Genomic DNA, 11,588 nt, shown 5'->3' with positions numbered 1-11,588 from the left:
TCAGTAGCGGTAAGTATCAGCCTTGTAGGGGCCGGCTTTGCTCACGCCAATGTAGGCGGCTTGCTCGTCGGTGAGTTCAGTCAGCATGGCACCCACTTTGTGCAGGTGCAAACGCGCGACTTTTTCATCCAAATGTTTGGGCAACACATAGACCTTGCCGACTTGGTAGTCGTTGGGGCGGGTGAACAATTCGATTTGCGCAATGGTTTGGTTGGCAAAGCTCGAAGACATCACAAAGCTGGGGTGGCCTGTTGCGCAACCCAAATTCACCAAACGGCCTTTGGCGAGCAAGGTGATTTTTTTGCCGTCGGGGAAGATGATGTGATCGACTTGGGGCTTGATCTCGTCCCACTTGCATTTCTCAAGCGACGCGACATCGATTTCGTTGTCGAAGTGACCGATGTTGCACACGATGGCTTCGTCTTTCATGGCAGCCATGTGCTCGAAGCGGATCACGTTTTTGTTACCGGTGGCAGACACAAAAATGTCAGCCTTGTCGGCCGCGTATTCCATGGTCACCACTTTGTAGCCTTCCATGGCCGCTTGCAGTGCATTGATGGGGTCGATCTCGGTCACCCACACTTGGGCGCTCAAAGCACGCAGGGCCTGGGCTGAACCCTTGCCCACGTCGCCATAACCGGCCACCAAAGCCACTTTGCCAGCGATCATCACATCGGTGGCACGCTTGATGGAGTCGACCAAAGATTCACGGCAGCCATACAGGTTGTCGAACTTGCTCTTGGTGACAGAGTCATTGACGTTGATGGCGCGGAACATCAACGTTCCTTTGGCGGCCATTTCGTTCAAGCGCAACACGCCAGTGGTGGTTTCTTCGGTCACGCCCATGATTTGGGCCGATTTGCGGCTGTACCAAGTGGGGTCCACAGCCAGCTTGGCTTTGATGGCGTTGAACAAACACACCTCTTCTTCGCTGCCAGGGTTGTTCAACAAAGACGCATCGGTTTCAGCGCGTTTGCCCAAGTGCATGAGGAGGGTGGCGTCGCCGCCGTCGTCCAAAATCATGTTGGGGCCTTCGCCCTCTGCGCCCTTGGCAGCAAATTCAAAAATGCGGTGGGTGTAATCCCAGTAGTCATCCAAGGTTTCGCCCTTGTAGGCAAACACGGGTGTGCCATTGGCCACCAAGGCGGCGGCAGCATGGTCTTGGGTAGAAAAGATGTTGCAAGAAGCCCAACGCACTTGGGCGCCCAAGGCTTGCAGGGTTTCAACCAGCACAGCGGTTTGGATGGTCATGTGGAGTGAACCGGTGATGCGTGCGCCTTTTAATGGCTGGGCTTTGGCGAACTCTTGGCGAATTGCCATCAGGCCGGGCATTTCGGTTTCGGCGATTTTTATTTCTTTGCGACCCCAGTCAGCCAAGCTCATGTCGGCGACGTGGAAATCAGTGGTTTGGGCAGGTTTTAAAGATGCATTCATGCGAGGCTCCTAAAAGGTTCAGGGCCACTGACGCAGGAAAATAAGCACTTGGAGGACCGAGGTGCTCACCTCACGTTGTCAGTGGGTGAGCGCAGTTGGAAAATTTTCCGAGCCTCACCTGTTCAACTTTGAACCGGTTGCAGCGCTCCTCGGTGAACATATTCTAATTGTTTTGGATAAGCCCCCTAAAATGACCTGTGATTTGAAAGACTTTAGACATGAACAACCCAAATTACCGGTTTTATTTGTGGGTTCTGCGCAAATTACCGCCCAGACTGCGAAGCTCAAAAGATTTTTATTTCCTGCTCAACTCTTTGGGTGCGGTGGCGTTTTTGATCCCCATTGGGCCTTTGATGCTGTGGCTACAAAACCCTGAAGCAGGCTGGTCATGCATGTTGAGCGCCGTGCTGTTGTCTGTCAATACCGTCATGTGGCGCAAAGGTTTGCCGATGGTATGGGCCAGTGGGATTTACCAAATTACCTTGATTTGTTTAATCTATTACAACGCCGCTTTGACCTATGGCGTTTTTTCTTCGATGCTGGTATTCATGGGCGTGGTACCTATTTTGCCGGTCTTCACTGTTGGCAGAGCATGGGCTATTTTTTGGGTGTTGATGAGTTTTATTCTTCTTATCTTGATGTTCTATGCACAACTTCAAGGTTATTTGCCTATGCACCCAGGCGATGACTGGAAAAAAATGACGCAAGCTGCGGTCTGCATTGTGGTCTTAGAGTGCACACAAATTATTTTGGTGTTTGTGTATGACTCGGCAAACTCGCAAAACTTGGCCATTTTGCGCCGCAACAACATGCGGCTAGAAAAACTCTCCTCAGCCCTGATCAAGGCAGACTCTCACAAAGACAAATTTCTGGCCATGGTCAGCCACGATATGCGCACCCCGCTCAATGCCGTCATCGGTTATCTTGGCTTGCTGCATGACAACAAGCATCTTTCCGAAGAGTCCAAAGATTTTGTCAACAGTGCCCAGCATGCGGCCGCTCATCTGTTAACCGTCATTAACGACTTGCTGGATTTTTCTCAAATCCGTTTAGGTCAGTTGACCCTGCACCCGCAAGTCATCAATTTGCCCTTGGTGCTGCGCCAAACCTTTCATACCTTGAGCAACCAAGCGCAAGAAGCGCAACTGGAATACCGCATTGACATCAATGCGCAAGTACCCACGTGGGTGCTGTTAGACCAAAACCGTTTATCCCAAATGCTCATCAACCTGTTGGGCAATGCCATCAAATTCACACCCAAAGGCCATGTGCTCATGCAGGTAAGCATGAACACCGGTGAACAAGGCTTGGAATTGGTGTGCCGCATCGAAGACACAGGTATTGGCATGACGCCCAGCCAACAAGAACGTATTTACCAACCTTTTATTCAAGTTTATGACACCGAAACGTCGCTAAGACTGAGTGAACCCATGCGCGGCAATGGTTTAGGTTTGGCCATCACCCAAAGCTTGGTGAAAAGCCATCTGGGTCGCCTGCATCTTCAAAGTGAGCTTGGCAAAGGCTCTGTCTTTACCCTTTACCTGCCGATCACGGTCAGCGCGCAACCTGCCAACCCAGCACCTGCTTTCAATTTAGCCACCAGCCAAGATCTCTCACCCATTCATGTGCTGGTGGTCGATGACAACGATGTCAACCGCTTGGTAGTTTCTACCACCTTGATGCGCAGCTTCCCCAATGCCATCATTGAACAAGCCGCTAATGGGCAGCAAGGTTTGGACAAAATGCGGCTCACCCTTTTTGATTTGGTGCTGATCGATTTGGTCATGCCCGACATGGACGGCTCTGAGGTGGTAACCCAAATTCGCCAGTCCTGCCCCGAACCGTTTCGCAGCGTGCCTGTGATTGCCTTGACCGCCAACGTGGCGCAAGACGCGGTAGATCGCTGCAATGCTGCGGGTGTGAACGAAATATTAGCCAAGCCATTTGACCGTCAAACGCTTATTCGTGCTGTGCGTCATTACACCGTTGACAAAGACCTGCCCAAGGCGTGAGCTACACACAGCACAGCTATGATTGCCTTAATAGCTTAGAAGACTTATGACGACTGTTCTCGAGGAAGTGCGCCGCCGGCGCACTTTTGCCATCATCTCCCACCCCGACGCCGGTAAAACCACGCTGACCGAAAAGCTGTTGCTGTTCTCGGGTGCCATCCAAATCGCTGGTTCGGTCAAAGCCCGCAAAGCCTCGCGTCACGCCACCAGCGACTGGATGGAGATTGAAAAACAACGCGGTATCTCGGTGGCGTCATCGGTGATGCAAATGCTGTACCGCGAGCATGTCATCAACCTGCTTGACACCCCAGGCCACAAAGACTTTTCTGAAGACACCTACCGCGTGCTCACCGCTGTGGACTCGGCGCTGATGGTGATTGATGCCGCCAACGGTGTGGAAGCGCAAACCCGCCGACTCATTGAAGTGTGCCGACAACGCGACACGCCCATCATCACGTTCGTGAACAAAATGGACCGCGAGGTGCGCGACCCCTTGGATATCTTGGACGAGGTCGAACGCGAGCTGGGCATGCCCTGCGTGCCCATGACCTGGCCAGTCGGCCAAGGCAAATCGTTTGGCGGCATCATCAATTTACGCACCCAAGCCATGACGGTGTTCGAGTCGGGCAGCGAGCGCTTGCCGCAAGACTTTGAAACCGTTCCCCTTACGGAACAAGGCAAGTTGGCCGATCGCTTTGGTTTGGAATGGCAAACCGCCATGGACAGCATGGAGCTGGCCACCGGTGCCTCACCCACGTTTGACCGCGAAGCGTTTTTGGCTGGCAAGCAAACGCCTGTGTTTTTCGGCTCTGGCGTCAACAACTTTGGCGTCATGGAAGTGCTCGACGCCTTGGTGGACTTGGCGCCCTCGCCTGGGCCGCGCATCAGCCATTTGCTGGTGAACAAACAAGCGGTTGATAAAACCGTGCAACCCGAAGACGCCGGGTTTTCGGGCGTGGTGTTCAAGGTGCAAGCCAATATGGACGCCAACCACCGTGACCGCATTGCGTTTGTGCGCGTGGCCTCGGGCCGTTATGCGCCGGGCATGAAGCTCAAGGTGCAGCGCAGTGCCAAAGAGCTGCGACCCACATCTGTGGTGACTTTTTTAAGCCAGCGCCGCGAAGCGGTGGACGAGGCCTATGCGGGCGACATCATTGGCTTCACCACCCACGGGGGTGTGCAACTCGGCGACACCATCACCGATGGCGCGGCGCTGCAATTCACCGGCTTGCCTTTTTTCGCGCCCGAGATGTTCATGACCGTGATCTTGAAAAACCCGCTGCGAACCAAGCAGCTGCAAACCGGCTTAGAGCAGCTCGGTGAAGAGGGTGCGATTCAAGTCTTCAAGCCCGAGATGGGTGGTGCCATGCTCTTGGGTGCGATTGGTCAGCTGCAGTTTGAGGTGGTTCAGCACCGCTTGCGTGGCGAATACGACTGCGATGTGCGTTTAGAGAACAGCAGCTACACCGGTGCGCGTTGGATCACCGCCGACACATCAACAGAGCTGAAAGAATTCATCAACGCCTATCCCCAACGCATGGCCACCGATGCCGCCCACTCGCTGGCGTATTTGTGCACCTCGCCTTATGACGTGCGTTTGGCCCAAGAGCGTTTCCCCAAAATTCACTTTCACCCGTTGCGTGAGCATGCGGGATTGGCGCTGGGATCGGCTGGCTGATCAGGCTCTGGCCAACACTGTTGCCAAAGCCATGCCGGTGTGAGTACCAAGCTTCACCAAGCCCTCGGGAGTGGTTGCACCCACGACGTGACCGCCGCCTTCACCACCTTCGGGGCCAAGGTCAATCACCCAATCGGCTTCAGCGATGACGTCTAAATCGTGCTCAATGACGATGACACTGTGACCACCATCAACCAAACGGTGAAGCACACGAATCAACTTATCCACATCCGCCATGTGCAAGCCCACGGTAGGCTCATCCAAGACATACAAGGTATGCGGCGTTTTTTGACCACGCCGCGCCACCTCGTCTTTCACCTTGGAGAGTTCGGTGACCAACTTGATACGTTGCGCTTCACCACCACTGAGTGTGGGCGAGGGTTGCCCCAAAGTGAGGTAACCCAAACCCACATCTTTCAATAACTGCAAGGGGTGACTGATGAGGGGCATGGCCGCAAAGAAGTCCACCGCCTCATCCACCTCCATTTGCAAAACATCGCCAATGCTTTTGCCTCGCCAGCGCACCGACAACGTTTCGGGGTTGAAGCGTGCACCTTTGCATACCTCGCACAGCACTTTGACATCAGGCAAAAAGCTCATCTCTATGGTGCGCAAGCCTTGGCCTTCGCAGCCGGGGCAACGACCCTCACCGGTGTTGAAGCTAAAGCGCCCAGGGGCGTAGCCCCGCGCCTTGGCTTCCAAGGTTTCAGCAAACAATTTGCGAATGGTGTCCCAAAACCCGATGTAGGTAGCGGGGCAACTGCGCGGTGTTTTGCCAATTGGGGTTTGGTCTACTTCGAGCACACGCTCAATGCTTTCATAACCTGCCAAACCCACACAGCCTTGCCACACAGGCAACTTGCCAGCGTCATGGGCTTTGCGCCCTGCTTGTGTGGAGCGCAAGCTGACCACTGTCTGCACATTGGCCAGTAACACATCGCGTGCCAGCGTAGATTTGCCAGAACCGCTCACACCTGTGACTGCCACCAAGCGATGCAAAGGAAAGGATGCAGACAGTGTTCCAAGGTTATGCAAATCTGCACCCATCACTTGCAGACTTTCTGTTTTGCTTTTGCTGCGCGACTCCAGCATCACGCTGCGCCTTGCTTGCAAGGGGTGGAGCATGGCGTGGCGTAAATAGCGACCGGTTTGAGAATCGGCCGCACCCATCACATCGGCCACCGAGCCTTGGGCCACCAAATGGCCGCCACGCTTGCCGGCGCTGGGGCCAATGTCAATGATGTGGTCGGCCCGGCGAATCGTGTCTTCGTCATGCTCCACCACCACCAGCGTGTTGCCTTTATCGCTCAGGCTTTTTAAAGCGTCCAGCAAGATATGGTTGTCGCGGGCATGCAAACCGATGGTGGGTTCATCCAGTACATAGCAAACGCCTTGCAAATTACTGCCTAGCTGTGCCGCTAAACGTATGCGTTGCGCCTCACCGCCACTGAGCGTGGGCGCTCCTCGGTCCAAGGTCAAATAGCCCAAGCCCACACGCTCTAAAAACGCCAAGCGGCTTTCAATTTCTGGCAGCAGGTCGCGGGCAATGTCCGCTTCGCGTCCTTGCAAACGCAAACCCTTGACCCATGTGGACATGTCGACCACGCTGCGCTGTGCCAATTCGGTGATGGCTGCGCCACCAAAGTAGACTGCTCTGGCAGTGGGATTCAAGCGGGTACCCGCACAGGCCAAACAGGCTGTGTCGCTCACCTCGTCCAACTCGGGTTCAGCAAAACTTTTCTCACGCCCTTTGTCTTGCGCATCAGCCACCGAGTCGTCCATGGCTTTGCGTTGCTCGCGAGACAGCGCTAAGCCGGTGCCCACACACTCACCACACCAGCCATGCTTGCTGTTGTAGGAGAACAAGCGTGGATCGAGTTCTGCGTAGGAGGTATCGCACACAGGGCAAGCACGACGCGTGGAATACGCATGCAGTCGTCCAATAGAAGCAGTTGACTCGCCACTCAACATCGCTTCTTTCAATGCGCCTATGTCGCTGAGCACATGCAACACACCTTTGCCATGCTCCAAGGCTGTGAGCAAAGCTTGGCGCAGCACGTCTTCCTTGGCGGGGTCTACCGTGAGACTGGCAACCGGCAATTCGATGGTGTGCTCTTTGAAACGGTCTAGGCGAGGGAAACCGGTGGTGGGTAAAAAGTTGCCATCCACACGCAAATGGGTGTAGCCGCGCGGTCTGGCCCAGTCGGCCAACTCGGTGTAGACACCTTTGCGGTTCATCACCAAGGGACTGAGCAAGCCAATATGCTGTCCACGGTATTCGCGCATCAACAAAGCCGTTAAGCGCTCTGGGGTTTGGGGTTGCACCGCCGCGTTGTCGTGGATGCAATGCTGGGTACCCAGCTTCACATACAGCAAACGCAAAAAATGCCAAATTTCAGTGGTGGTGCCTACCGTGCTTTTGCGCCCGCCACGTGACAAACGCTGCTCAATCGCCACCGTGGGCGGTATGCCATACACCGCATCGACCTCAGGGCGACCAGCGGGTTGCACGATGCTGCGGGCATAGGCGTTGAGGCTTTCCAAATAGCGGCGCTGTCCTTCGTTGAACAAAATATCAAACGCCAAGGTGGATTTACCCGAACCGCTGACGCCCGTCACCACATTGAACTGCCCGCGCGGAATGTCCACACTCAAGCTCTTCAAATTGTGTTCTTTGGCGTGGACGATGCGAATATGGTTATTGACCTCGGGTCGCGCCACTGCCACATACGCTGCCACTTGGTCGGACACCTTGTGCACCTGACCCATGCTTTCTTCATAGTCGCGCAGTGCTTGGCCAGTGTGCGACGTCGGATGTTCACGCAAAGTTTCAGGCGCGCCTTCAGCCACCAACAAACCACCCCCCTCGCCGCCTTCAGGCCCTAAGTCGATCAACCAATCGCTAGAGCGAATCACATCCAAATTGTGTTCAATCACAATCAGCGAATGACCTGCCTCTAACAAGCGTCTGAGCGCTCGCATCAGCTTGGCAATATCATCGAAGTGCAAGCCCGTGGTGGGTTCGTCAAACAAAAACAAAGTGCCTTTGCGTGCAGTGGCTTGGCGGCTGGAGGAGGCAGATTTGGCGGCCTCGGCCAAAAATCCCGCCAACTTCAGGCGCTGTGCTTCGCCACCACTCAGTGTGGGCACCGGTTGACCCAAGTGCACATACTCCAAGCCCACGTCCATAATCGGTTGCAGAGCGCGTATCACCTCGCGGTCATTGGCGAACAGTTGAGCAGCTTCGCTCACCGTCAGTGCCAAGACATCGGCCACGTTCAAAAAATAATTGGAATCTGACCCCGATTTTTTTCGCTCGATTTTGACTTCGAGGATTTCGGGGCGATAGCGTTGTCCGTTGCAATCGGGGCAACGCAAATAAACGTCACTCAAGAACTGCATTTCCACATGCTCAAAACCCGAACCGCCGCAATTGGGGCAGCGTCCATCGCCGCCATTGAAGCTGAACTTGGAGGCGGTGTAACTGCGTTGGCGCGACATCGCTGTGTTGGCAAAAATCTCGCGTATCGCGTCCCATGCGCCCACATAGCTCACGGGGTTAGAGCGGGCGGTTTTGCCAATGGGAGACTGGTCGACAAACACCACATCGCTTAAGTGATCAGCCCCCAGCAAGCGGTCGTGCGCACCCGCACCATCGGTGGATTTGCCAAAGTGACGCAGCAAGGCAGGCGCCAAGATGTCTTGGATCAAGGTGGACTTGCCCGAACCGCTGACGCCCGTGACAGTCACCAAGCGCTGCAAGGGGAACTCGATGCTCAGGTCTTGCAAATTGTGTTCACGCGCACCTTCCAATATCAGCCGTGGCGTGGAGTCAGTGACCAAACGCTTCAAGCCCAAACCCACTTGCTTGCGAGCACCCAAATAGTCGCCCGTTAAGGTGTTGGCGCTTTTAAGTTGCTGGGGTGTGCCATCAAAAACGATATTGCCACCGCGCTCACCAGGGCCAGGACCCATGTCCACGATGCGGTCTGCCGCCAGCATAACAGCCGGGTCATGCTCGACCACCACCAAGGTGTTGCCCGCATCGCGCAGTCGCAACATGGCTTGGGTGATACGGTGTATATCGCGGGGATGCAAACCAATGCTGGGTTCATCCAACACAAACAAGGTGTTCACCAAAGACGTGCCCAGGGCGGTGGTCAAGTTGATGCGTTGCACCTCGCCGCCACTCAAGGTGCGGCTTTGTCGGTCCAAACTCAAATAACCCAGTCCCACATCGCACAGGTATTTCAAGCGGGTGCGGATTTCTTCAAACAGCAAATGCAGTGCCTGCTGCTCGGCCTGTGCATGGGCCGTCAACGAATCGTCATGGGCCATGTGTTCGAAAAACACCCGCAAACGATCGACAGGCAAAAGCATCAGGTCGTGCAAACACAAGCCTGGCAAACTTTCCAACTGCCCACGTTGCCACGCTACACCTTGCGGCATAAAGCGTTTTGCGTCAGGCATGGCGGCTTTGGCACTGGCCATGCTGCCAATGCGCCACAACAAACTGTCGGTTTGTAAACGTGCGCCGCCACAATCGCCACACGGCGTGTAACTGCGGTACTTGGAGAGCAAGACGCGTATATGCATCTTGTAAGACTTGGTTTCCAAGTACTCGAAAAACCGCTTGATGCCATACCACTGCTGGTTCCATTTGCCCGTCCAGTTGGGCGAGCCTTGGATCACCCAATGGTGTTGCTCGGGGGTAAGTTTGTTCCAAGGCGTATCACGCGGTATGCCAGCGGTTTCGGCGTGGCGCATCAAATCGTCTTGGCACTCTTGCCATGCGGGTGTTTGTATCGGTTTAATGGCGCCCATTCGCAAGGTGAGTTTGTCGTTGGGAATGACCAAGCCATAGTCCACGCCAATCACACGGCCAAAGCCTTTGCACTTGGGGCAAGCGCCTGCTGGAGAGTTGAATGAAAACATCGACGGCGTGGGGTCGCTGTAGCGCACATCGCTGGCTGGACAATGCAGGCCAGTTGAAAAGCCAAAGGCTTCGCCCTTGGACTCTGCGTCGGCGTCTGGCGCCATGCGGTAAGCCGTCATGCGACCGCTGCCACGCTGCAATGCCAGCTCGATGGCCTCCATCACCCGCGCAGGCTCGGCGCTTTGCACACGAAACCGGTCGGCGGCCACGTCCAACACCTGAGGATCGTTCTTGGCTTTGCCGACACGCTGGGTATGTACGCGGCTAAAGCCGCTTGCACTCAACCATGCTTGCAATTCTTCAGCGCTGGTATTGGCGGGCAACGCCACAGGAAAGGTGATGACCCAGCGCGGGTCGTCTGCGCTTAAGGCTTGGAGCTGCGCAAAAATGGTTTGTGGGTTGTCGTGTTTCACAGCCTCGGCAGTCTGCTTGTCAAACAACTGCGCTGCTCTTGCGAACAATAGCTTCAAATGGTCGTTGAGCTCGGTCATGGTGCCCACGGTCGAGCGTGAACTTCGCACAGGATTGGTTTGGTCAATAGCAATGGCTGCTGGTACACCATCTACTTTGTCAACCGCAGGACGGTCCATGCGGTCTAAAAACTGCCGCGCATAAGCGCTGAAAGTTTCTACGTAACGACGCTGACCTTCAGCGTACAAGGTGTCAAACACCAAGCTGGATTTGCCCGATCCACTGGGACCGGTGAACACCGTCAATTCACCCGTGTGGATATCAATGTCCAGATTTTTGAGGTTGTGCTGACGGGCGCCTCGAATACGAATGAGTCCCTGTGCCATAAGGTCGCTATTCCCCGAGGTAGGCGGCCCGCACCCTTGGGTCGTGCAGCAAATCGTTCGCCTGACCTTGCATGCTGATTTGCCCGGACTCCATCACATAAGCACGTTGCGCAATCTTCAAAGCTCGGCTGGCGTTTTGCTCTACCAGCAATAAGGTCACGCCCATGGACGCCACCTCTTGGATGACTTCAAAAATTTTGTCGACCATCAAGGGCGACAAACCCATGGAGGGTTCGTCCAGCAGCAAGACCTTGGGGCGACTCAGCAAAGCACGGCCCATGGCCAACATTTGCTGCTCACCCCCCGACAAGGTACCGGCCAACTGCGTGCTGCGCTCTTTTAAACGAGGGAACAAAGTGAAGACACGATCAACGTCAGCAGCAATGCCGTCTTTGTCATCGCGCAAATAAGCGCCCATTTGCAAGTTTTCCAAAATGCTCATGCGGGTGAAGACGCCACGCCCTTCGGGCACCATCACCAAGCCTTGCTTGACCAAGTCCCATGCGCCTTGGCCTTGGATATCTTTGCCCAAGTATTCGATGCTTCCCGACGACGCTGCGAGCGTGCCGGTGATGGCCTTCATGGTGGTGGTTTTACCCGCGCCATTGGAGCCAATAAGGGACACCAATTCACCTTCACGCACCTCTAAGCTGATGCCCTTGACGGCTTGTATGCCGCCATAGGCCACTTTGAGGTTGTTGACTTTCAACAGCACTTTAGGGTCACTCATC

5 protein-coding genes and 1 riboswitch are annotated in these 11,588 nt (G+C 55.0%); of the genes, 2 read left to right on the top strand and 3 right to left on the bottom strand.

Annotation, left to right across the window (positions count from 1 at the left end):
- Entirely contained in the window at positions 1-1,434 is a 1,434-nt protein-coding gene (ahcY, locus tag AC9UEO_RS01955) for an adenosylhomocysteinase (RefSeq protein ID WP_509529176.1), read from the bottom strand.
- Between the two features lie 80 nt (positions 1,435-1,514).
- Positions 1,515-1,591, bottom strand: a riboswitch (S-adenosyl-L-homocysteine riboswitch).
- A 61-nt stretch (positions 1,592-1,652) separates the two neighbouring features.
- On the opposite strand from ahcY, the gene AC9UEO_RS01950 reads away from it, so the two are divergent.
- Together AC9UEO_RS01950 and AC9UEO_RS01945 are read left to right on the top strand one after the other, a co-directional pair.
- Positions 1,653-3,446 carry a response regulator gene (locus AC9UEO_RS01950; RefSeq protein ID WP_509529174.1) on the top strand — a complete coding sequence of 598 codons (1,794 nt, stop codon included), beginning with the start codon at positions 1,653-1,655 and terminating at the stop codon, positions 3,444-3,446.
- A gap of 46 nt (positions 3,447-3,492) precedes the next feature.
- Positions 3,493-5,124 (top strand): peptide chain release factor 3, encoded by a 1,632-nt coding sequence (locus tag AC9UEO_RS01945; protein ID WP_509529172.1) that lies wholly within the window; start codon positions 3,493-3,495, stop codon positions 5,122-5,124.
- On the opposite strand, the gene uvrA is transcribed toward AC9UEO_RS01945, so the two are convergent.
- Together uvrA and AC9UEO_RS01935 are read right to left on the bottom strand one after the other, a co-directional pair.
- Positions 5,125-10,857, bottom strand: a complete 5,733-nt coding sequence (gene uvrA / locus AC9UEO_RS01940; RefSeq protein ID WP_509529170.1) for an excinuclease ABC subunit UvrA — start codon at positions 10,855-10,857, stop codon at positions 5,125-5,127.
- A gap of 7 nt (positions 10,858-10,864) precedes the next feature.
- Positions 10,865-11,587, bottom strand: a complete 723-nt coding sequence (locus tag AC9UEO_RS01935; protein WP_509529168.1) for an ABC transporter ATP-binding protein — start codon at positions 11,585-11,587, stop codon at positions 10,865-10,867.
- Position 11,588: the final 1 nt, after the last annotated feature.

The organism is Limnohabitans sp. (assembly GCF_040401495.1).
In the GTDB taxonomy this organism is placed as follows: domain Bacteria; phylum Pseudomonadota; class Gammaproteobacteria; order Burkholderiales; family Burkholderiaceae_C; genus Limnohabitans.
The sequence above is the reverse complement of the archived record's forward strand: the minus strand, read 5'-3'. Positions and strand labels throughout refer to the sequence as shown.

What these genes read in the sequence shown, in the direction of transcription:
- ahcY (WP_509529176.1), bottom strand. Translation starts at nt 1,434, where the DNA reads ATGAATGCATCTTTAAAACCTGCCCAAACCACTGATTTCCACGTCGCC.
- AC9UEO_RS01950 (WP_509529174.1), top strand. Translation starts at nt 1,653, where the DNA reads ATGAACAACCCAAATTACCGGTTTTATTTGTGGGTTCTGCGCAAATTA.
- AC9UEO_RS01945 (WP_509529172.1), top strand. Translation starts at nt 3,493, where the DNA reads ATGACGACTGTTCTCGAGGAAGTGCGCCGCCGGCGCACTTTTGCCATC.
- uvrA (WP_509529170.1), bottom strand. Translation starts at nt 10,857, where the DNA reads ATGGCACAGGGACTCATTCGTATTCGAGGCGCCCGTCAGCACAACCTC.
- AC9UEO_RS01935 (WP_509529168.1), bottom strand. Translation starts at nt 11,587, where the DNA reads ATGAGTGACCCTAAAGTGCTGTTGAAAGTCAACAACCTCAAAGTGGCC.